The organism is Viridibacillus arenosi, from assembly GCF_001955655.1.
GTDB lineage: Bacteria > Bacillota > Bacilli > Bacillales_A > Planococcaceae > Viridibacillus > Viridibacillus arenosi.
The window spans coordinates 111,895-135,121 of sequence record NZ_MSPW01000008.1 but is presented as its reverse complement, the minus strand read 5'-3'; the positions used below and the strand labels follow the sequence as shown (position 1 = coordinate 135,121).

Here is a 23,227-nt window from a genome sequence, read left to right as displayed (position 1 = left end):
TTAAGGCTACCGTATATTACTTCCCAAAAACAGGCTAATATTATATGTGAATTTTTGTTATAATAGATGTAGCAAATAAGCATAGTTCACTGCTTAATATTCATTCAAACATTCATTTAAATCCCTAAACTTTCCATATTTAATTAATAAATTCTTGCTCCGACAAATTAACATCCCTCATTAAACTATCCGCTTCTACACCCAAATCCATTTGGATACTTACAATTCGAGTGAGATTTTCAATTACATTCAAATCGATTTGTGAACTTGCCGCTAACTTGATTAATTTGGGTACTTCCCAAGCACTTCTTAAAGCGACAGAAGCGCAAAATCCGTATCTTGGTAATGTTATGTCCCCATTCCATCCAGCATCTTTAAGTCCTTCAATATAGTTTTTAAATAATAAATTTTGATAGTAGTCACCTTGATCACTTTCAATATTTCCTTGACTCATCGCAACACCATATAATTTACCTAAATCTTCTCCTAACCCCGAGATACTTAAAAACTGCCAATCAATTAATGTCCACACTTTCACTGCACCTTGATATGTATTTATGAACATGTTTTGCCGGCTTAAATCTTGATGAGCAAGAACACGCGGTAGTTTACTTAAGGCTTGAAGAAGATTATTAATATTATTATTTAAACAGGTATAAGAATCCCAAATATTTTCGATATTAAGCCCAAACTGTATTTGAGGATAATAAATGTTTGGGTCACTTGCATATTTCTTACATCCACTAATCCATGACTCAAGCCAATTACGACAAATCCAGTTGTGTTCTGGAAGTGTATGACCTGTTACATAAGCTCCATTGAAAATTCCCAATTGACGAGCCACAAATGCATAATCATTTTCAGACCAAATCTTAATACTATCTTCTATTATTTCTTCCATCCATATCCACACTGAACCATCTGTTTTTTCCTCAACGTTAAAACATTGTGAGGTATTAATCACATCAGGAAGTTTAACCAATATATCTGACTGGTTGACCAATGCTTCACGCCTCCAATAGTTGTGATACCATGGATCATTCATTTCTACTTGTCCAGGCTTTATGACCTTTACCACAACAGCCCATGGTACTTCCTTTCCCATGATATCTGCAATCCCATGAATACGGTAAACACCTTCTGTCGTAAAATTAAGGGATTTACAAACGATCGAATCAAATTCCCAGCTTTTCACACAATTAACTCGTTCGTTTAATATCTTTGAAACACATTGATGTAATATTCCCAAGTCTACACGTTTACTTAATAATAATTGGTTCATATTAGTCACCTCGTTATTTAAAGCAATATTAACTATGCTCATATTATTGATACTATCATTTATTTCCAGATAAAAGTGACAAAATTCAGGGTGATTTAATTAGTATCCAATCTCCCTGTTAAGTTTTATATGAAGAAATTTTAATTAAGAATAAAACATTCTATTACTGTGCACCTTACACTCTAGGAGGTGAAGATCCATGTCTAAGAACAATAACAAAACAAAAAACGAAAGAAATCATAACAAGAATATCGACAACAGTAATAGTAGCTACAACAGTAACAACAATGACCCCAACAACAACGAAGAATTTGCTGCTGAATTTGATGCTAAATCAAATAATAAAAGTAAAAAATCAAATAAAAGTAAAAAATAGTTAAACATGAATGATTAAACTGAACTCCGAATAGGGCCACTTTTTTCAGTGTCTACTACTCGGGTTTCAGTTCAAAATCTATTAGGATCACTTCTTCTATTTAGATTAGCAGTACATAAACTATAAAATATTTGCTGTATACTTATATATTTTTGAGGACCCTTATCTTCAATCCGAGATTCTCGATTCAATTTCATAGTTGGTAATTGAATCGTTTTCGAAATAACATTATTCCCTTTAATTAGATGTTTAGACAATAGTTTATATTTGCTTTATCCAATTACTTTAAGATAACCTTCTTCTGTTATAAGATCCTCATCCTCCCCCTCTGTATCTTCCACACGTCTAGTTATTGAAATAAATACTGGATCCGTGAATATGTACATTTCTAGAGTTATGGAAGCTAAAGACCATGTGATTGTACTTTCATTAGTCTAAAAAGCTGTAAGTTCTTACTTTTAGTGCTTGTTTACGATTAATACTAGCTAATTACGAAATATCTTCACAATATCCACGTTACTGGGTATTGAAAAATATCTGTTGTAACTTGTTTCATAGGAAAGACTTTTTATAGAATTCATTGTGGGTGAATTGATTCTACAAGAAATGATCTTTCTTATTTTATTTATTCAATTACACAAGATATATCTCCCTCAACTTGATTGTTACTTCACTAGAGCAAAAATAGTACTGAAAAAAGGTTTAAATTACATAAAACTTTTTACATTAGTCCTACGTCTTAGCACCGTATACAAATTTGATACGTATCAAGGGAGTAATTTTATGTTCAAAAGAAGAAAATTAGAGAAGGCTTACATAAAGTTTGTAACTGAAAATCATACAAACCTATATCGCTTTTCTTATAGTTATATGAAAAATCAACAAGATGCTTTAGATGTTGTCCAGGAATCTATTCGAAAAGGATTAAGTTCGCTTCATACGCTTGAAGATGAGTCAGTAATGAAAAGTTGGATGTACCGAATAGTAATCAATACTTCAATTGATGGCATAAGAAAGCTAAAAAAAGTAATTATGATGGAAACAGATGACATTGAATATCATTTAGCTGGTGTAACTGATGAATATACCAATATGGATTTGAAAAAAGCAATTGAATCGCTACCCAATTCATATCGCGCCATTATTATGCTTCGCTTTTTTGAAGATATGAAAATTGATGAAATAGCCAATGTATTAGAAGAAAATGTTAATACTATTAAAACAAGATTATATAAAGCATTAAAGTTATTGAAAATAGAATTAGAAGAGTGAATCCAGGAGGTTCAAAAGAATGAAGAGAATGAAACAACTGATAAAAGAATATAAAGAAATTGAAATACCAGAAGAAATAGAATCAGTAGTTAAGCACTCATTATTTCCAAGGAAAAGAAAGCTAAAAAAATTGTATTTTGGTATTGCAGTTGCAGCAGCTTTGTTTATGACGAGTGTCAATACAAGTTCAACGATTGCTTATGCTTTTTCCGATATTCCGATTTTAGATAAAGTTGTGAAATTAATTACGTTTAGAGAGTTTAAAGTTGATGAAGGTACTTACAAAGCAGACTATAAAGTTCCAGCAATAACTAACTTAGACAACAAAGAATTAGAAAGCAGTCTAAACGAAAAATATTTAAAAGAGAATGAACAATTATATCAAGAATTTTTAGCCGATAAGAAAGAGCTGAAGAAAAATGGAGGCGGACATTTAGGTGAAAATAGTGGTTATGAAATTAAAACAGACACCAAACAACTTCTTTCAATCGGAAGATATTATGTAAATACTGTTGGTTCTTCATCAACGACAATAAAATTTGATACAATTGACAAAGAAAAGGAAATTTATATAACACTGCCAAGCTTATTTAAGAATGAAAATTATATAAAAGCTATTAGTGAAAATATACAAGAGCAAATGAGAACACAAATGAAAGAGGATGCGGAATTGACTTATTGGGTAAGTGGAACCGGTAAAGAGTTAGTATTTGATCCATTTGAAAAGATAGTTAAAGATCAAAATTTCTATATAAATAACAAAGGTAAATTAGTAATTTCATTTGATAAATATGAAGTTTCTCCTGGTTATATGGGTTTAGTTGAGTTTATAATTCCAACTGAAGTCATCCAAAATGAATTAGTGAGTAATGAATATATAAAATAGCTATTTTTTCAACATTTGATTGCTGTTGATAACATATAAATTTTTTAACAATCATTTATCAAAAAACTTTTAGCAAGATAATAGAAGATTTTCTCATGCCAATAAAGTTGTTTAATTTTAATAAACTATACACACATAGCACCTTTCAGAAATGGAACAGTGTTATGTGTGTTTTTTTCTCCATCCAAGATTCATTTTTCTCAAAACAAACAAAAATATCATTATTTAAAAAGATTCTCAACAATTACATCCCATTCTTAAAGAACAGATTACATTTATCTATATTAAAACGCAGGTGGGGTAACTGAAAATAAAACAACTGCATTTTCAACAAAATTATTTTCCCATTTATGTTTCAAATTTGCTGGTATCTTCACACTATCACCAGCTTCTAATACATATTCATCTTCATCCAAATATAACTTAATTTTTCCTTCCAAAATATATGCCACTTCCTCTCCTCTATGTTCTAAAGGATTTTCTGATGAGGAAGAATTCGAAGGTACTTTCATTAATGCTGTTGCCAAATTCCCTGTAAAATCAGGTGACAATAACTCATAGGTTAAATTATCAATGATTATTTTCTTACGATTGTTGGACCTAACGATTAAATCCTCCGTAACTATTTCTTCAAGTAGAAAACTAAAAGTTGGAACATTTAGAGTTTTAGCTAAGACTTTTAGTGTTTGAATTGACGGATTAGCTAAACCTCGTTCAATCTGGCTTAACATTGAAGGTGTAATTTCAGCTAATTTTGCTAATTCTCTACTACTTAATCCTTTAGCTTTTCTAAATTTTTCTACTTTCTTACCAATGTCTATATTCTCCATTATCGATACTCCTTAAAATACGTTAAATTTAATTAAAAATAATTAAATTTAAATTAATATCACAGTAATTGTATGTTAAACTGTATTTAAATTTATTTAATTATAATTTATAAAACGACTTGCTACAAGAAAATTAGGAGGATCAAACATATGAAAGAAATTGAAAGCAAAGAAATACAAAAATTGAAAGAACAATATCCTTTACTAAACAAACTCATTTCTTTGGAAGAAGTATTTTGGATGAATCCAAATGTTAAAAATTTTCAAACAGGAATTAATAAATCCCCTCTTACTAAAGAAGATGTAAGAGATGCAGAGGAAAGATTAAAACGTTTCGCTCCATATATCGCCAATGTTTTCCCTGAAACAAAAGAAACGAATGGGATCATAGAGTCTCCTTTAGTCAGAATTCCTGACATGAAACGTTCATTAGAACAGGGATATCAACAACCTATATTAGGTGAATTATTACTTAAATGTGATAGTCACCTTCCTATCTCAGGATCTATTAAAGCACGAGGTGGTATTTATGAAATTCTCAAACATGCAGAAGACTTAGCTTTTCAGCATAATTTGTTAACAATTCAAGATGATTATTCGATTTTAGATAGTGATAGATTTCGAAAGTTCTTTTCACAATATTCAATCGCTGTAGGCTCGACTGGAAATTTAGGACTTAGTATTGGCATCATCAGTGCAAAATTAGGGTTTAATGTTACTGTTCATATGTCAGCTGATGCAAAACAGTGGAAAAAAGACTTGCTTAGAAGTAAAAATGTCAAAGTTATTGAATATGAAGCTGATTATAGTAAAGCAGTGGAGGAAGGTCGAATTCAAGCTGATAGTGACCCAACATGTTATTTTGTAGATGATGAAAATTCTCACGACCTATTTTTAGGCTATGCAGTGGCTGCAAGTCGATTGAAGAAACAATTGGAAGAGCTAGAGGTAACAATAGACGAAAATCATCCTTTATTTGTTTACCTTCCATGTGGAGTAGGTGGTGGTCCTGGAGGCGTAGCTTTTGGTTTAAAATTATTGTATCAAGATCATGTTCACTGTTTCTTTGCAGAACCTACCCACTCACCTTGTATGTTACTTGGTTTAATGACTGGACTTCATGATCAAGTTTCTGTACAAGATTTTGGTATAGATAATGTTACAGATGCAGATGGGCTTGCTGTAGGAAAGCCATCTGGGTTTGTCGGTAAAACTATGGAGCCTTTTTTAAGTGGTAATTATACGGTTAGCGATGAACAGTTGTATATGTTACTAAAAGAACTAGTCGATACTGAGGGCATTCATTTAGAACCTTCTGCATTAGCAGGCATGATAGGACCAAGTAAATTATGCAAAGAGGGCATCGATTATTTACAGAACCATAATTTAAAGGAAAAGATGAGTAAAGGTACACATATTATTTGGGGAACTGGTGGAAGCATGGTTCCTGAAGAAATGATGACGCAATACTATCAAACAGGTTTAAAATTATCGTTAGAAAATAAATGATTTTCTTTTTCTTATTAAGAAAAGCTCTCGTTAGTTTATAGACTCCCTCCCCTGCTAGAACTTCTGAAGTTCAGCTATTGCCTTAAACCGGTTAGATAATCCATTAGTGGCTTTGCTTTAATTTCCGAAATTACTTTACTAGCAATATGCATGAACAGTGGAAGAAATAAAAATAATTCATATTGCTCCTCCAAAAATTTCATGGTAAAATTATAAAATGCCTAAAAATAGTGAGTGATAAATATGATTCAAACTACAAATTCACGAAAACTATATATTTCAACAACAAAAACCCTCGACTAAAACCAGTCGAGGGTTTTTGTTGCTCTTGGGAAAGATTTTTATTGGGGGTGCAAATTTATGAATCAAGTCACAAATTCAAATGGTTCAATACTTGCTGGGTGGATTAGTTTAATAAGCAATATTATTTTAACAATTCTTAAAATTGTTGTAGGTACTCTCTTCAATAGCCCTGTTCTTCTTGCAGATGGTTATCATAACGCTGGTGATGTTATTGCAAGTGGTGCTGCTTTAACTTCAATGCGTATTTCAAAACGTCCTGCAGATGAAGACCATCCTTATGGCCACGGTAAAGCTGAAGTAATCAGCTCTGCCATTGTTGGTATAATTTTATTACTAGCAGCAATTTATATTGCCTTTGAATCTTTTTCAGCATTCTTTCATGAACCTGAGAAAGCAAGTGTAATAGCTTTTATTACTGCAATTATTTCACTCGTATGGAAGCAAGTTTTATACGTATATACGATTAGAATTGGTAAAAGAACGAATAGTAAAGGCTTAATTGCAACTGCCTATGATCATCTAGCAGATGTGTATGCTTCATTAGCAGCCGTATTGGGAATTGGCCTTGCACTAGTTGGAGAGATTTATCATATTCAAATCCTTACTTACGGAGATCCAATTGCGGGTATCATTGTAACCATTTTAGTTTTTAAACTTGCATATGGCATGATAATAGAAGCGATAGATACTCTTATGGAAAAAAGTGTTAGCAAGGAAAGATTGGATAACTTTATGACTTTAATACTTACTATTCCAGAAGTGAAACGAATAGATCGTCTACGAGCTAGAGAACATGGACATTATGTATTGGTGGATCTTAGAGTAGGTGTGCAAGGTGAATTAACAATTCAAGAAGGTCATGATATTATTCGCAAAATCAAAAAAACTATAATGGAAAATCAACCTGATGTCGATGAAGTTCTTATTCACCTAAATCCTTGGTACGAAATTGACAAAGCTTAAAGCCTTTACTTACTTATTTGAATGTTCTATTCACATTTATTTTGCCTTACGAAACATTTTTTAAAAAATCGATGTTAAATGATAGACTTTTCTGTTAATTAAGTATATAGTTAAGGAGAAATCTTCCTTTTATAGCCCTTATTTTTAGTTTCGCTCACTCATTTAGAGTGAGCATTTTTTTATGGGGTTTAATCATAAATGCTTGAAACTTACATATAAGAAATATTGATCGATTATTATAATATTAATAACATTTACTTATTTCTAATTTAGATTCACAATTATCTTAACGTTATTAAGAAAAGGAGGTCATTTTATGGCGATTGATTTTCATAGTCAGGATAACCGTTCTACTTATGCCAAGCGACAAGCAGATGATACTTGGGTGAATATGATCCAGTCAATTTGTGTGATTGAAGGTAAAAACGTTTTAGATATTGGATGTGGTGGAGGTATTTACACAAAAGCATTTGCAGAAATGGGCGCTTCTTTTGTTACGGGATTAGATTTTTCCGAGCAAATATTGTCTTCAGCCAAAGAGAACTGCAAAAGTTATACCAACATCAATTTCCATTTAGGTAATGCCTTAAATTCTCAACTAAAAAAAGAACAATATGACATTATTTTAGAAAGAGCAATCATCCATCATATTAATGATTTGGACAGTTGTTTTAAAGAAGCTTATCAATTGTTAAAACCAGGCGGTATTTTCATTATTCAAGATAGAACACCTGAAGATTGCATACTTGAAGGAAGTTCTACTCACATAAGAGGTTATTTTTTCTCCAAATATCCATCCTTAGTGAGTAAAGAAACTGTAAGAAGACATTCAAGTGAAAAAGTCATTCAAACATTACTAGTAGAAGGATTCAAAGATCCACAAGGTTTTTCGTTTTGGGAAACAAGAAAGACATATAAAGTGCTAACTGATCTAGAAACAGATTTATTAAATAGAACTGGAAGATCCATTCTACATGACTTGAGTGACAAGCAACTTGAAGAACTCGTATCGTATATTAAAGAACAGCTGGCTTCAAATGATAACAAGATCATTACCGAAAAAGATAGATGGACTATTTGGAAAGCTATAAAAGATTAATAAGTGTCTGCCACTTAGGTTATTAAAAACTTTTTTGGGTATAATATTTTTGAATTCAAAGTATTCACTTAAAAAGTCATACTCACACAAGGAGTTGGTATTGAAATGAAAGTTGTCAAAACACTCGTTACTGGATTATTAGCAAGTGGTATTGTTCTAACAGGCGTTTCAGCACCTAATAGCGAAATTGATATAGTACATGCAGAGACATCAATCATTCCGCTATCACCTAAGCCACCTATTACGACTTATGACTATTACACAGCAGAAGGTCAAGCCAAAGTGTACAAAATCGTCACGGTGAAAACGAAAATAAATGGGAAAGTTAAAACAACAACAAAACTTGTTGCGTTTAAAGTTGATGAATTTGGCTCAGCTTTCAAGGTCTCCCAAACAATTGGCTTACCATCAACAGTACAAGCTTATATTGGGAAGAGAATAGAATACAAAAAAATTGTTGCCTACAAAGATTTATCCAAAGCGGAAATAGGAACAACTTATTATCTTAAAACAAAACAAGATGGTGTTTACGAAACCACACAGGATAAGTGGAACAGTTGGTTTTCGTCAGTAAAATAGATATGGGATAGGGCTATCAGTTATTGGATAGCCCTTTACTCTTTGTTGTCAATTATTTGACTCTTATTTAAGAAGATTCTTTTTATAGAGCATAGCAATACCATTTAACATGAATTCTGGAATCTTCTTTGGAAAATAGCGTTTTTCATAATAACAGTAAAATGCCTTTTTCAAGTCGAGCCATTGGTTACAGTCCTTCGTTTGTCTAAATCTAGCCACGTCTATAATCTTTACTTGCAAATCTGATGTAATTAAGATGTTTCTTAAATGAACGTCAGATGGATTTAATCCTTCTTGCTTTGCTAATTGTAAAGCGATATCAATATCTCGAACGACTTCTTGTGAGATTGGAATACCATTTGTTAGACAGTCAAAAAGCGTAGTTCCTTCTATATAATCAATAACTAAATAATTTGACCCTGCATCATAAAGAGTTGGATAATAAGTGATTTCCTGAACTACTTTATAGATTTCTGCTTCTTCCTCAGCAATATACATATATTCCGGAAAAAATACTTTCATCGCTTTTCCTGTTTGTTTAATTCTAAATACATAGGCACTTCTCCCCTGACCAATTAATGTTAATGATTTATCATAGTCAAGTAGCGTATGTTGATTATCAGATTCAATTTTCACACTTGCAGCAAGCTCGTGGAATATAAGAATAATAGCAACTCCGTTCTGTAGTATTCATTATTTTAGCAATAAGAAAAGGCGTTATAACCGATTTGTTGGTTATAACGCCTTTTCTTAAAAAAGACCTTACCAAAAAATCGGTAAGGTCTCGCAAACAACTATCAAAAGTTGCCAATAAAACCGAGGATATTCATCCTGTATTGACGATTTTATTGTATAGCTACTCCCCTTAAACGGAGGATTATTATATTCAATTTTCTTATTATTTTCATTATAGATGTTCGTTAGCCAAACGTCAATTAATGCACTTTATGTGACTTTACACTAAAGTATTTCTCAAATTTATTTATAAAAAATATACATTCCATCCATTTAGCCCATACAAAAAATTTAGTTCTGGGCAGTAGGCAACATATTTATAACCCTTCATATTCTATAATCAGACCTATTAGAGGGGGAAAAGTATGGGAATAGAATTTACAGCTCTCCATTGGATTTATGTTGTTTTCATTGTATTGATTATTGGGTTTATGGTGAAGCGTCGAGATACTACCCTCATTTGTATTATTGGCATTTTCATGTTAGCAATTTTTGCAACAGGGAGTTTAACTGCCTCCATAAGTGGCGTTTTTAATAGTTTTATCTATGCAATTACCGAATTAATGTCGACCATATTAATCATTTCTATTATTGTCGCTATGAGCTCTGTGTTATCTAAGTCCGGCATTAATGATGTCATGATTGCACCTTTTACTAAATTCTTCAAAAACCCGACTCTTGCCTTCTGGATTATTGGAATTTTAATGATGATCATTTCATGGTTCTTCTGGCCATCTCCAGCGGTTGCATTACTTGGTGCAGTTCTACTTCCAGCCGCGTTACGAGCTGGGTTGCCTGCTCTCGGTGTAGCGAACGCAAACAAAGGAATCTTTTTAAACAGGTGTTCATTATCTATTTTTTTTCTGATTCTTGAACTGAAAATATATCGAAAATTGATAACTTAGCCATTAAAATAATCTACTGTCTAAATTAAGCCTTTGAGTAAATACCAAAACATGTAAAATCAATTGCTATGAGTATATTCTAATGAATAAATTTCATCACTATTATTTTGATGAATTACCTGTTGAAGAGTTAATGGCTATATTTTGGAAGCATTGATTCATTTGTTGTGAAGGCTGAGACATTTGCTACGATTCTTTATTTATTTTGAGATCTCTATTATTAAATAACACTTCCACGATACTTTCCAGAAGTATTTGGTCTAGGTAATCGTACAAGAAACATAATTCTGTTTGCATATAGTATCAATATATGAGAGTAAGGAGGTGCAATGTGGAAAATTTTAAAAAGTTCAAGTTTAAATCAAATCCAAGTTGTCGTTGTCATTGTTGTGGCTTTTGTTGCCCTTGTAGTTGTAACCCACCATTTATACCTGTACCACCAAATTGTAACTTTCTCGTATATGTTACAGACGCTGGTCAGCTAGCTACTCCTGATAATAGAGTATCAGTGATTGATACAGGGACAAATACTATAATCGCTACTATTCCAGTAGGAACTGGTCCACTAGAAGTAGCGATTTCACCAAATGGAACACTTGGTTATGTTCCAGCTTTCTTATCGAATAATGTAACGGTTTTTAATACTGCAACAAACACGCCAATCGCTACTATTCTGGTAGGAGTTAATCCTCTTGGTGTAGCAATTTCACCGAATGGAACACTTGCTTATGTAGCAAATCATGGAGATAACACTGTATCTGTCATAAATACAGCAACAAATACCGTAACTGCTACAATTCCAGTAGGGCTCCAACCTCAAGGTATAGCTTTTACTCCGAATGGTGCGTTTGCTTACGTAGCAAATGAAAACTCAAATAATGTATCCGTCATAAATACTGCAACAAATACGGTGATTGCTACAATCCCTGTAGGACTATCTCCTGACCAAGTAACCATCTTGCCGGATGGAACACTTGCTTATGTCACAAATCAACTTGACAATACTGTGTCTGTCATAGATATAGCAACAAATTTTGTAATCGATACAATTTCAGGGTTTAACGGTCCTACTGGTATAAAAACCGGAACAATCTGCCAATAGAAGATAAACTTTTTATACAAACGAGTTAATTTCATAATCCAGAGTCCTAAGAGCTCAAGGGTTTCAAATGAATAATAAAACAGACACTCCCCCAGATTCGGTATAATGGTAGCGATTTTACGAAAAATGAACAAAAACAGCTCAAATATACTCCGAATGTAAAAGCAGTTAATGAGAAAGCGATTACTTATACAGACGAATTTAGGTGTTAGAGTGTAAATCTACTCATACTTTCTACTAAATTCAAACTTAAAAAGGCGTCAAAAGTCATAATTATCTTGTAGTGCTGATAGCAAGCCCACTGTTTTTCATTAGCTAAATCTGTACCAGCTTATCGAGCCTCTAAATTTGTAACAGTCTCTTTTTGTGTAACATATTAAACAAGTATAGTTGAAATATTCCATTACTTGTCCTTAATGTTACATATCAGCCGAAATCTCATATGTTTATTTCGCATTAACTGCCCGTAAAAACCTGATTGGCGAAAAACGAAACAACAAGTAGAATCCTAAAAACATAAAAATTGTTGCTTCAAAAATGTGTCTTGTCTTTCTTTTGAAACAGCCTTCTTCAACATACTTTTATACAGTTTTATCAGTAGTTATTTCTATAGTAAGCTCGTTCAATTTATGGTCCAAGTCATCAAGCAAGCGTAATTTATGATTCAACTGCTTTTCAAAATCCATTGATTGAGCCAATACCTTATTTACTTGAGAATCTAATTGTGTAAGGACCTCTGGATTCATCATCATTTTTCCACTTAGAGAAAAGCTATGTTTTTTTACATCCGCTAATTCTTTCGATAATTTTTCTATCTCAGTGCTTTTCCCCTCTATTTCTATGGCTAAATGCTCATTAAGATTGTCTGAATTAGTTTGTTCTACACGAGATCTTTCAACGGCTTCAATTATAGTCTTCATTTGTTGGCTTATATCCCTTGTAAAAACATTCAACTTATTTTCAAGGCCATCCACTAAAGTCCTATAATTAGCATCTGAACTCACAGTAAGAAATTCATCTTTAGTGGATTTTAACGTTTCCTTTATTAGCTCATTTTCTGCACGCAGTTCTTCTACTACTTTTAATAAACCCTCTATCGAAGAAAGTTGTTTTTTCTGCTGGATTTCTCTTGCTTGTATATCATCATAGTAAGTTTTTATTTTTTTTTCATGGTCTCTCTTCTGCTTTAAAAGCTCCATCGAAAGCTCCTTTTTCTGTTTTGTTAATTGAACATTTTCTCTCTCTACTCTCAGTACTAGTGAATAATAATCACTATCTCTGAGCCTTTTAACTTCATTTTTATATTTCTCTAATTCAGCTCTTAATAATATGATCATTTGCTGAAGCTGAACAGGATCATTATTTTCAACAATATCATTATCCACACTTGATCCTCCTATCACGACAATTTTTCAAGTAAACCAATCACTTCTTCAAATTGCTTCTTACTTTCCTCTAACATCTCGTCAAGCTGTTTAATAAGATTAATTTCTAATTCTTCATCGCCCATTTCTTCAGCTTTTATCTTTTCTCCTGATATTAAATAATTAATAAGTAGATTCAATGTGTCTTTTTCGAGATAAGCAAAGCTATTATTTTCTTTATTACTATAGCTAGGTAAATTCGTAAGCTGTTCCTTCATAAGTTGATGGATAACACTATCTATTTTTTGATTCATATTTTCATACTCACTCATTTTCATCCCCCTGTGTATAACTAATTCCATTGAGATTAATAGGATTTAAGACGACGACACCATCTTTTAGCTGATCACAATATGTAAACCCTATGATACTTCCTGAATAAGATAAGTTATGACCCCATTTGATCTGAAAATTAGGAAATGATAGTGTTTCGTTTGGCTCTAACGTTGTTTTTCCTATAGGTCTAAGCCAGAACTCCTCCTTGCTTGATTGATCATTGATTCGCTCCCAGCTACTGTTTCCTTTTAATTTCGGTGCAAAATGTTCATAGACATACCTTCCTGAGAAAGAGAATGGAGAGTCTTCAGGCAGTTTTATACATAGATACGGGTTTGTTATTGGCTGATTACCTATATTGCGAATATGATAAGAGCCCAAGCATAAGCTCTCCTCATCCGGATTATAAGCAATATTGAACGTGGATGTGAAATAACTAATGACGTTGACACTATCCGGGATAATTAGTTTACCAACCAATTGTTTAATTTCATGAACATAAAAATCCGTTTGTTTTTTTAGTTCATTTATCTTTTCTTCCACATGAACAATACGAGCAGTCATAATTAGTCCCCCTTACCAATAGTATTAAATTAACTAAAGAATTCACATTTTTTGGAGATAGCTATATTTGAATTCTTTCATAAAAAAAAAGAGAGGATTAACCTCTCTTTACGATATGATTTTCTTCTATGTGTTAGTACCCCTAGCCAAGAGTTGGGAAAATAGCGGAACACGGCTGAGGACGAACTACACCCGGACATGTGTATGGTAAATCTGCTCTTGGTTCGCAGAATGTTGCTAAGAATTCCACAGTGACTGGGAATGTAGATTGAATACTTTGGCATACTGATACATTAATTGTTAGTGCAGAAAACGTAATTGTGCCGTCTCCAGCTGTTAATGTTCCTGTTGTACTAACGAAAGAATCTAAATCTGTGAATAAAATCTCTACATCTGTTCCTTTAGGCGCACATAATGTAACTTGTTCACTACGCGAAACTGGAATATTATTGCTTGTGAACATAGTTCCATTCGGTAAAGTAACAACTATCGTAAGAATAAAATTCTTTTGAATAGTTAGATGTTGAAGACATACCGTTGAACCATCAATTGAGTATTGGCGATTCTCACGGTTTAAAATTACTATAGGATTATTTGTTGCTGGAACTACTTTGCCTGTTACTACTGCACCCGTTAAGCTAGTAGTTGGTGTTACTCCTGTAAAAGCAACTGCTCCTGTAGGGGAAATATCAAATGACATTTCTTTTACAACCCAGTCAAATACCTTATCAACGTTAATACAAATTAATTCCGGCTCCTGCGCCTGGGATGGCATATTCTCTTGCATCCTTTTGACACCTCCAAAAAATTTTAGCTTTCGTTGTATCATATGTTTTATACCTATAAGTGCATGGGCTAATAAAAAATTCGTTCTGATTTTTATTAAAATGCTTAAGTATCAGTATGTATCGTTTTTACTTACATCTCCTCTTCTTATGGAAAAACTAAAATATTTGAAAGGACCGGTATATTTGTAACAGAAAGTAAATATTTTTAATAAAATATTAATGGACTGAAAGGAGTGAAATATAATGGAAGATTCAAAATTGTACTCCACTCAAGACATTGAAAATTGGAAGAATAAAATAGATGCCTATAAGGAAACGTTAACTTCATTAAAAATGGGGACTTTAAATGATGATTATCTTTTTATAAAAAAGGATTTTAATGGGATTAAAACGCAAATGGCACTTATAGAAGGGCTAACTGAAACAATAGAAGATAAGCAGAATTCTCAAATCAGTGGCCATGAGGAACAGATAAAACTTCTATCTACACAAATTGAGTCTCTGAATCAAATGAATGAGAAAATGAACCAAGAAATACTAAGTGCTCTAAACAAATTACTCACGATTGAAAAGACTGAAACTCCAACCACTACAGCTAAAACTGAAAACACATCTAAATTTGTTTCTAACGGTGCACAGAGAGATCCGATAATTACACAGACAACAAGCCAATCGGTGATTACATCTAAACAGCCATCTTATAAAATGTTACAAAGTCTGGCAGGTAAAGCTACAAATGGGCAATTAGATACAAACAATGGTATACCCTTCGCTCGCAATGAAAATCAAAGAAATGTACCCGAAGAACGCCATTTTAATCAACAATACTTTCAATCAACAAATACTCATCCAAGCCAAATATATAATGGTTTATATAGAAATACCACCACCGAATCCACCTTTCATTTTAAAAATGCTATGAACCCACAGGAAACACCAATCAGAGTTTATGAATCTAATATTTTACCGCATGCTGAAATCCATAATTCCATTGATAATGAACTTAAAACGGAAGATTTAGTTAATTACGGAGAACCCGAGAAAATTAATAACACTGTCATCACTATAGATAAAACGAGCTCTGTAATAACAAATGAGCCTGCCATTCTTGATGATTCTAAAGTGGTTCATGAGCCTGCCATTCTTGAAGATTCTAAAGTGGTTCATGAGCCTGCCATTCTTGATGATTCTAAAGTGGTTCATGAGCAAGACAACACAAATACATCCCCTACTTTAAAAAGTGACGAATTTGAAGTCTTTGAAGTTACGCCAAAGAATAAATTTGAAACCCATATACAAATTAAAGAGTTAAACAAGCAACCTGAGGTAAAAGAAGAATCAACTGAAGAAAGACAAAAAAAAGAAAAGAACTCTTTGTTTTTCAATTTCTTTCGAAAATGGAGTTAGTTTAAAATTGTGGACCATTTAGGAAACTGCCCTTTCCCCCTAATCTTAACGGAATAGAATAAAGGAGAAAGGGGGTGTAAAAATGTGTATGAATAATTCAATGTGCGGCAACGCAAATAATAATAATTGTACTTCACTTGGTCCTTTTATAGCTGTTGACGCTGCATGTATTACTACACCAGCACCAAGAAAAGGCACTATGTACCCATTTTCCTCAGGGGGTGTTCCTGTTTCTTTAGTATCACTTGCTAGTGGCTTAGTCAGTACAACAAGTATGGTAGGATTTGGCTCGGCTATTTCAGCAATATCTCTTGCTGGGACTAATATAGACTTAACAGCTGTTACTGGAACGGAAGCCTTTTCAGTTCCACTTGATGGTAGTATTACAGCTATATCTGCATCCTTGTCTGCAACAGCTACTGCAACCGTTACAGGAACAGCACAAGTCAGAGCACAAATTTACCGCGCGGTTGCTGGAACTAATGTTTTCAACCCTACACCAGCATTTGTCAATTTAACACCACTCACAACAATCGCAATAGGCACTATTACATCTGGTACCGCAAACGTTGCACCAGTGCCAGTAGCTGCTGGTGATCGTTTATTAATGGTGTTCTCGGTTACTACCTCAGGGTTTGCTACTACTATTCTTGGTAATGCAAGTGCAGGAATTAATGTTGAATAAAAGATGATGTTCGTAAGTTAGATTAAACCTACCATACAGGATTATTATCTTTGTAAAATACGATAATTACTTGCAAACAAAAGTAATAAGTAAAGTAGGCGATTTCCCCAAAATCGGGAAATCGCCTGCTTTTCTCTCTAAAATAAATAGTTATAATTTCGCCAAAGCAATTTGAATATGAGCGAGATGATGCTTTCCGTGCCAAGTATATAGGGCTACAGAAAGGAATCTTTTTGAATACATAGAAAACCAATGCTAGTTTTATAACATTTCTTTCATTGCCCCCAACAAAGGCTTAGGAATATCTCCTAAGCCTTTCTATTATTGAATAATGCTTGATTTGAAATAAGATGATAAAGTAGTTATCGATCCTTATTCCAATCTATCGATATAGCTTTAGAATAAGGATTGATTAAAAAATGTATTTTATTTAATAGCTAATTTAAACAAACTCCATTTTGAAAAATGATTGATAAAAATGGAGTTTATCCTTTTTAAGTTAGTATGAGATTTTTATAATAAAGTTTGATTATTTTTGTTCTCCTTATTTCACTAAAGCACCCGTTAGTTTAAGTATGATTCTTCACAAATTCTTGGTTATTCATAATAAGTAGTAATAGATTACCTTATTTATTAGTTTCCTCAAAGTGTGCAGTAACTTTACATTTATTTAAATGTTTAATCATGTAACCCCCTATCTTTATAAATATAACATCAAAAATGAACGATTTAATTAATAGTAAGATTGTTAGCCAATTGCCCTTCTCTCCATTTTTTGAATGAATAATATATTACAAATGGGGGTGAAAAAATGGATAACTGTAATAACTGCAATAAACAATCCTGCTTATGTGGAAGACAAATAGGCCCTTTCAGAGCTGTTGAACTCTGTGGAATTCCTGGCGTGTCTCCTATACCAATAACAACAACATGTAGTGGTTTATGTGAATACGGATATATATATAATCTAGGTGCTGAGGTTGTAGCTATAGATGCTGATATTATTTTTGATTCAACAGGCATAGTTACACCTGGAATTACCCACGTTCCAGGAACCTCTCAAATTATTGTTACCACACCGGGAATCTACGAGATTAATTACGTCGTATCAGGTGTTGAGCCTAACCAATTCACACTATTTTTAAATGGCGCACCGGTTACGGGAACAACCTATGGTTCAGGGGCTGGCACTCAACAAAACACTGGTCAGGCAATAATTTCTTTAGCATCCGGCAGTAGTCTTACACTTAGAAATCATTCTTCTGCTGCAGCAGTTACTCTGCAGACTTTGGCAGGAGGCACACAAATAAACGTAAATGCTTCTATTGTACTTAAATTGTTAAGTCCAATTATCTAGAGATAAAATACTCGGTATGATTTTCTTCATTTCAAAACTTCAAAAGAATAGATTCTCCATTAGTTAGGAGTGATAATCCTTAAGCGCAGGAATTACTCCTCTCCTCTTTTCTTTTCAGATTTATTCACCCTCCCTGAACAAAGTCTTTCAGATATTCATTCAATATATTGATGAAATTTAAAATTCAACTTTGGTCCTGTTTAAAATAACCTTCCACTTATTCAACTAAACTGCCCATTTAGTTGAATAAGAAAAAAGTGCTGTCTGAACAGCTCAATGATCTTCATACTAAAGCACCCGTTAGGTTAAGTACATTTCTTCAAATTCTTATCTTTAAATAAAATGAGCAAAAACAAAATTGTTACGTCTTAGTAAAACTAAAGGTTTGTTAGTTCCACCGCCAATGCATGTGGACTATCCAGAAAAATAATATTTTTTAAAACTGACAAACCGTTCTCCAGTATAATGCTGGGGATTTTTAACTGTTCCATTAATAAAATTTCGAGGTATTGTTATGGACATATTTTCATGGTTATTAAATGGAACAAGTTTGTTTTATTTTTTACCTTTGATGAATTTATTAATAGTTTTTATTGTAATATGTGTAAGAATCTACGTTTTAAAATTCATAAAGACTCTTTTTCACCTAAAATATTTAAAATTCTTTTGATACCTGTTGTACTTTTAGGATTCATTATCTGGGTTATTCCAATGAACATGAGATTTTATGAGTTTTTTAGAGCGATGTTTTAATTGCTCTTTTTTCATTTCCAAAGGATATGAACTATACAAACTTTTTACAACTCAAAATATAAATTATATAATTGGTCACTTCCGATAGAGTGGCTTTTTAATGTCTTTTTTTCTCAAAATGTTCAGCACTATCTCCTCTGTACTCCCAATCACCTTCCGACATTAATTCATAGAATATTAGTGAATGAACAGCTTTCTTAATTTATAAGTAACAAACGCCTATAACTTACGGAAAACTAAAATATTACGGAATGAAGGTGACAAAAAAATGGATCCAGAAAAATTGATTTGTGACAGTTGCTGTGAAAATAACCAAGTTCTTTGGCCCCGTATTAAAGCCATTGATATAGGTTCTATTCAACCTCCTCCAGTTGTTATCCCTGAAGGAACTATTATTCCAATAATAAATAGATATTTCTTTATTGTTACAGAAGATATTGATTTAACAAACGGAGCAACCATTCCTGCAAATTTATTTACAGATGATAATAACAATCCATTAACAGAATTCAAACTTTTTAATCCCAATGGATATGTCAATCTTTACATCAATGCTGTGATGCAAGAGGGCGGTGCGTATAAAGTAACCCCAGATCCACTTATCATTAACCCATTTAATGGAACAATTTTTGCTGGAACTCCCATCATTATAGAATCATTGGGATTCCAACAAATGTGATATAAAATCTTCTAAACTAATGGTCTTCCACAAGATTTTTTAATGTGTTAGCAGCAAATTTAACAGTTGCTGACGGTACTACAGTTCTTGCAACTGCCTTTCTAGATGATAGCGAGAATGCAGCTACTGCTTTTCCGGTAGTAACAAATGGTTACTATAATTTTTATATAAATGGTGTACTACAGGTAGGCGATTCGTATACTGTTTCTACTACAGAGTTAACTTTTAACGGTGTTACTGGCACAATTACAGCAGGAACTCCATTGGTAGTAAAAGCTGTAGAATTAGTTACACAAACTTAGTGATTAATAATTAACAACCAAATCATAAGTTTTAATTGTGTAAGCTTTCTAGCCTTTCTTCTATTTTTAATGCTTAAGGTCACTTTTACCCAAGTGACCCTCCAAGCCTATTTGAGCAGTTTATTATACTCCTACTAAATGAAGATTTTCCAGGGATTATATGTAAACATTTCATCTATATTACGCTAGTTATTTAAATTTCAATAATAATAATTTAGCTTTTCACCCTAATAAAAAGATACATAAAAAAACAGACTTTGATCACTTCAAATCAAGTCTGTTTAATTGTATTTAATTGGATTTCATACATCATTTCACATCACTTTTACTTTTATTACCGTGCCACGATTTTGTTATATTAAACTCTGATAATAATCCAAAAGAGCATGCATTTTAATCATTATATAATCGTATTATAAAACATTCTGATTTTAACACTCTTGTATTTGTGTAAACTCGGTTTTCTTAGATATTGTAACTTCTTCGGATTCTTCTTGTTCTTGTGCTAAATATCTAATTGTTGCTGGTAAGAGGTATTTATTCACCGCAGCAGCAAGCTTTTCTGCTGGAACTACTATCTCCATTTTTCTCCCCCCCACTTTTCGAAATGTACCATTTTATTTTATGTAATGGATTGTTAAAAGGTCCCTGATGTTGTGATTGTTAACCAAAACTGGATTTGAAAAATAATAGCTTCAAGTTCCGGCTATTCGAATACCTTTTATAATTTTTTTCTGAGGTGAATTTTTTAATGGAAAATAATTTAAGAACAGTAGAATATGAACGAGTTTCTACTGATGAACAAGCGGTAGAAGGATACAGTTTAACCTCTCAGCAAGAAAAAATAAGAAAATTTATAGAATCCCAAGGAAACTGGGATTTAGTTGACACATATATCGATGATGGATATAGTGCCAAAGATTTAAATCGTCCTGCTATGCAAAAATTAATCGAAGATGCTAAAATGGGGAAATTTGATGTAGTAGTCTTCTATAAACTCGATCGCCTAGTTAGATCAGTTAGTAGTCTTCATACACTTCTCAAAACATTTGAAGAAAATGGAGTTATGATAAAGAGTGTTACTGAAGTATTTGATACCACTTCGGCGTTAGGAAGATTCTTTTTGACTCTTGTGGCTGCAATGGCTGAATGGGAACGCGAAACAATATCTGAACGTGTATTATTAAATATGGGGAAAAAAGCGGAAGTTGGAGAAAGAAATGGTGCAAAAGCTCCTTTTGGGTATAAGAGTATAAATTCAAAATTGGAAATACACGAGGAAGAAGCCATTTTAGTAAAAGAAATATTCCGACTTTATAATGATGGTAAAGGCTTACGCTCAATCGCAAAATATTTACAACAACTTAATATTGATAAGGATATTCGAACGATTTCTAGAATGCTTGAAAACCCCGTATATTGTGGAAAAGTAAGATGGGGACATAATTCGAATAGAATCGAAACAATTATTATTAAAAGTGAACACATACCAGCGATTATAAGGGAAGAAACCTATGATGAAGCACAAAACCGAAGAATAGCTAATACAAAAGAAGGAAAAAAAGCAACCTCACCTTACCCATTTAGTGGTGTTTTACGATGTGCTAGATGTGGTTCAGCTTTGTCTGGACAATTTAAAAAAGAAAGAGGTACAAAACACTACATTTGTATCGGGAAAAAAAATAAGGGAACATGTGATTTGCCAATATTCACCGAAAAAGCACTTATTAGTGAATTTCTTAAAGGATTATCTACTGATAATCCAGAAAGTTTCATTAATTCAATAGTACCTAATCTGGAAGAATCAGTCTCAGTACAAAATAATGATTTAATAATTGCTGAAATTGAAAAACAACTCAATATAATCAAAAAAAGAAAGAAAAATTGGATGCTAGCTCTTGGCGATGGGATAATGACCCATAAAGACTATTCTGAGATGATGTCACAAGTACTTAAAGAAGAAAACCTATTAATAGAACAAGTGAAAAATCTTTCGTCTAAAAAAAATGTAAAAGATACATCGCAAATAATCGAACAAGCAAAAAACATTTCTGCAATGTGGGATAGAGCTAGTGATAACGATAAAAAGAACTTTATCAATATACTTTTTGAGGAAATAGTAGTGGATGTTCCAAGTGATTATAGACGTGGCAGAGGAAATTCTCCTTCCGTGGATATTAAAGAAGTTAAATTACGATGATACATAAAGAACCTCTTAAATATTACATTTCATTTAAAAGGTTCTTTTAGTCACACTAGGTGTAGCGATGGCGATGAACTTATTTGGTCATGGTATTGCTTTATCAAGTGATTTTGTCATTCAAGGTGCTCCTAAGCTTACTGCTGATGCAGCTGGGTTACCAGTCGGAGATGTCATTTCCGCAAGTATTCCACTCGTCATTGTAATGGGTCTTGTTACGACTATTACTGCGTTTATATTATTAAAACGTGATATGAAGCGCGGTACAATCGAATTAACTGGAACAAACGATTCAAATGAAGAACAGGAAAAAGATGAAAAATTGCTCACTCTTAGACAAAAGCAGTTCTTTGCAATTATCATTCCAATTGCTTTCTTAGCAGATGTCGTAGCAATGTCCATTTTAAAGTTGCAAGGTGGGGATGCGACAGCATTAATCGGCGGTACTGCCGTCTTTATTTTACTCATTCTATCCGTTGTAGCCCACAAAAAACAAGGACTTGAAAAGACTACAAGCTATCTAATACATGGCTTCCAATTTGGTTTTAAAGTATTTGGACCTGTTATTCCTATTGCTGCCTTCTTCTATCTAGGTGATTCGGGTTTCACAAAAATCATCGGTGACTTTTTACCGAATGCCTCTCACGGTATTGTTAATGATTTAGGTGTTGGATTAGCTTCCGTAGTTCCTTTAACGAAGGAAATTGCAGCCGTTACTTTATCAGTCGTTGGCGCAATTACTGGATTAGATGGTTCAGGATTCTCAGGTATTTCATTAGCAGGTTCCGTCGGAAGCTTGTTTGGCAATGCAATTGGAAGTGGCGCCGATACTTTAACTGCGCTCGGACAGATTACAGCAATCTGGATCGGTGGCGGAACACTAACACATATAAAAGACATGTGATTTTTTCTAGAATAAATGTAACCGACAATTAATTGTTGTTGTCGGTT

At 33.0% G+C, this 23,227-nt stretch carries 22 protein-coding genes and 2 pseudogenes; 16 read left to right on the top strand and 8 right to left on the bottom strand.

Features of this window, described 5'->3' with window-relative positions:
• Positions 1-139: 139 nt before the first annotated feature.
• Positions 140-1,282: an oxidoreductase family protein gene (locus tag BK137_RS15120; protein ID WP_051448715.1), complete on the bottom strand. Its 1,143-nt coding sequence runs from the start codon at positions 1,280-1,282 to the stop codon at positions 140-142.
• A 199-nt stretch (positions 1,283-1,481) separates the two neighbouring features.
• Between BK137_RS15120 and BK137_RS22365 the strand changes: the two genes are divergently transcribed.
• From BK137_RS22365 to rsiV, 3 genes are all read left to right on the top strand, one after another.
• Positions 1,482-1,658 carry a hypothetical protein gene (locus BK137_RS22365; protein WP_164491929.1) on the top strand — a complete coding sequence of 59 codons (177 nt, stop codon included), beginning with the start codon at positions 1,482-1,484 and terminating at the stop codon, positions 1,656-1,658.
• Between the two features lie 783 nt (positions 1,659-2,441).
• Complete coding sequence (locus BK137_RS15115) at positions 2,442-2,930, top strand: RNA polymerase sigma factor SigV (protein ID WP_038185307.1); 489 nt, start codon at positions 2,442-2,444, stop codon at positions 2,928-2,930.
• Between the two features lie 19 nt (positions 2,931-2,949).
• A complete protein-coding gene (rsiV, locus tag BK137_RS15110; protein ID WP_038185308.1) occupies positions 2,950-3,816 on the top strand; it encodes an anti-sigma-V factor RsiV in 867 nt (288 codons plus the stop codon).
• Positions 3,817-4,100: 284 nt separating this feature from the next.
• On the opposite strand, the gene BK137_RS15105 is transcribed toward rsiV, so the two are convergent.
• Positions 4,101-4,646, bottom strand: coding sequence for a helix-turn-helix domain-containing protein (locus tag BK137_RS15105; RefSeq protein ID WP_038185309.1), 546 nt, complete (start codon positions 4,644-4,646; stop codon positions 4,101-4,103).
• Between the two features lie 150 nt (positions 4,647-4,796).
• On the opposite strand from BK137_RS15105, the gene BK137_RS15100 reads away from it, so the two are divergent.
• From BK137_RS15100 to BK137_RS15085, 4 genes are all read left to right on the top strand, one after another.
• Positions 4,797-6,155, top strand: a complete 1,359-nt coding sequence (locus tag BK137_RS15100) for a D-serine ammonia-lyase (protein ID WP_038185312.1) — start codon at positions 4,797-4,799, stop codon at positions 6,153-6,155.
• Positions 6,156-6,515: 360 nt separating this feature from the next.
• Positions 6,516-7,421: a cation diffusion facilitator family transporter gene (locus BK137_RS15095; protein WP_038185314.1), complete on the top strand. Its 906-nt coding sequence runs from the start codon at positions 6,516-6,518 to the stop codon at positions 7,419-7,421.
• A gap of 316 nt (positions 7,422-7,737) precedes the next feature.
• Complete coding sequence (locus BK137_RS15090) at positions 7,738-8,520, top strand: class I SAM-dependent methyltransferase (protein WP_038185316.1); 783 nt, start codon at positions 7,738-7,740, stop codon at positions 8,518-8,520.
• Positions 8,521-8,625: 105 nt separating this feature from the next.
• Complete coding sequence (locus BK137_RS15085) at positions 8,626-9,099, top strand: hypothetical protein (protein WP_038185318.1); 474 nt, start codon at positions 8,626-8,628, stop codon at positions 9,097-9,099.
• Positions 9,100-9,162: 63 nt separating this feature from the next.
• Here BK137_RS15085 and BK137_RS15080 read toward each other — a convergent pair whose 3' ends face one another.
• The gene (locus BK137_RS15080) at positions 9,163-9,735 is read right to left on the bottom strand and encodes a protein kinase family protein (protein ID WP_235175736.1); all 573 of its coding nucleotides are present in this window, start codon (positions 9,733-9,735) and stop codon (positions 9,163-9,165) included.
• A gap of 464 nt (positions 9,736-10,199) precedes the next feature.
• Between BK137_RS15080 and BK137_RS15075 the strand changes: the two are divergent.
• A pseudogene (locus tag BK137_RS15075) lies at positions 10,200-10,703 on the top strand (hypothetical protein); the annotation flags it as partial.
• 367 nt (positions 10,704-11,070) lie between these two features.
• Positions 11,071-11,841 (top strand): beta-propeller fold lactonase family protein, encoded by a 771-nt coding sequence (locus BK137_RS15070; protein ID WP_412104689.1) that lies wholly within the window; start codon positions 11,071-11,073, stop codon positions 11,839-11,841.
• Positions 11,842-12,422: 581 nt separating this feature from the next.
• On the opposite strand, the gene BK137_RS15065 is transcribed toward BK137_RS15070, so the two are convergent.
• The 4 genes from BK137_RS15065 to BK137_RS15050 form a co-directional block, all read right to left on the bottom strand.
• Complete coding sequence (locus BK137_RS15065) at positions 12,423-13,226, bottom strand: hypothetical protein (protein WP_038185331.1); 804 nt, start codon at positions 13,224-13,226, stop codon at positions 12,423-12,425.
• 14 nt (positions 13,227-13,240) lie between these two features.
• Positions 13,241-13,537, bottom strand: a complete 297-nt coding sequence (locus tag BK137_RS15060; RefSeq protein WP_038185334.1) for a hypothetical protein — start codon at positions 13,535-13,537, stop codon at positions 13,241-13,243.
• Complete coding sequence (locus BK137_RS15055; RefSeq protein WP_038185336.1) at positions 13,530-14,105, bottom strand: hypothetical protein; 576 nt, start codon at positions 14,103-14,105, stop codon at positions 13,530-13,532. Before BK137_RS15055 ends, BK137_RS15060 begins: the two co-directional genes overlap by 8 nt.
• A 142-nt stretch (positions 14,106-14,247) precedes the next feature.
• The gene (locus BK137_RS15050; RefSeq protein ID WP_038185346.1) at positions 14,248-14,892 is read right to left on the bottom strand and encodes a BMQ_0737 family morphogenetic spore coat protein; all 645 of its coding nucleotides are present in this window, start codon (positions 14,890-14,892) and stop codon (positions 14,248-14,250) included.
• Positions 14,893-15,136: 244 nt separating this feature from the next.
• On the opposite strand from BK137_RS15050, the gene BK137_RS15045 reads away from it, so the two are divergent.
• From BK137_RS15045 to BK137_RS15020, 5 genes are all read left to right on the top strand, one after another.
• Complete coding sequence (locus BK137_RS15045; protein WP_076066861.1) at positions 15,137-16,300, top strand: hypothetical protein; 1,164 nt, start codon at positions 15,137-15,139, stop codon at positions 16,298-16,300.
• Positions 16,301-16,382: 82 nt separating this feature from the next.
• Positions 16,383-16,985 carry an exosporium glycoprotein BclB-related protein gene (locus BK137_RS15040; RefSeq protein WP_038185358.1) on the top strand — a complete coding sequence of 201 codons (603 nt, stop codon included), beginning with the start codon at positions 16,383-16,385 and terminating at the stop codon, positions 16,983-16,985.
• A gap of 811 nt (positions 16,986-17,796) precedes the next feature.
• Positions 17,797-18,342: a BclA C-terminal domain-containing protein gene (locus BK137_RS15035; RefSeq protein WP_038185359.1), complete on the top strand. Its 546-nt coding sequence runs from the start codon at positions 17,797-17,799 to the stop codon at positions 18,340-18,342.
• Between the two features lie 1,021 nt (positions 18,343-19,363).
• Positions 19,364-19,774 carry a DUF4183 domain-containing protein gene (locus tag BK137_RS15025; protein ID WP_038185360.1) on the top strand — a complete coding sequence of 137 codons (411 nt, stop codon included), beginning with the start codon at positions 19,364-19,366 and terminating at the stop codon, positions 19,772-19,774.
• Between the two features lie 44 nt (positions 19,775-19,818).
• Positions 19,819-20,076: a DUF4183 domain-containing protein gene (locus tag BK137_RS15020; protein ID WP_081730092.1), complete on the top strand. Its 258-nt coding sequence runs from the start codon at positions 19,819-19,821 to the stop codon at positions 20,074-20,076.
• 431 nt (positions 20,077-20,507) lie between these two features.
• On the opposite strand, the gene BK137_RS22360 is transcribed toward BK137_RS15020, so the two are convergent.
• Positions 20,508-20,660: a hypothetical protein gene (locus tag BK137_RS22360; RefSeq protein ID WP_155981187.1), complete on the bottom strand. Its 153-nt coding sequence runs from the start codon at positions 20,658-20,660 to the stop codon at positions 20,508-20,510.
• 167 nt (positions 20,661-20,827) lie between these two features.
• Here BK137_RS22360 and BK137_RS15015 point away from each other — a divergent pair, with 167 nt between their 5' ends.
• The gene (locus BK137_RS15015) at positions 20,828-22,276 is read left to right on the top strand and encodes a recombinase family protein (protein WP_038185366.1); all 1,449 of its coding nucleotides are present in this window, start codon (positions 20,828-20,830) and stop codon (positions 22,274-22,276) included.
• A gap of 46 nt (positions 22,277-22,322) precedes the next feature.
• Positions 22,323-23,180: pseudogene (locus BK137_RS15010) on the top strand (hypothetical protein); the annotation flags it as partial.
• Positions 23,181-23,227 lie beyond the last annotated feature (47 nt).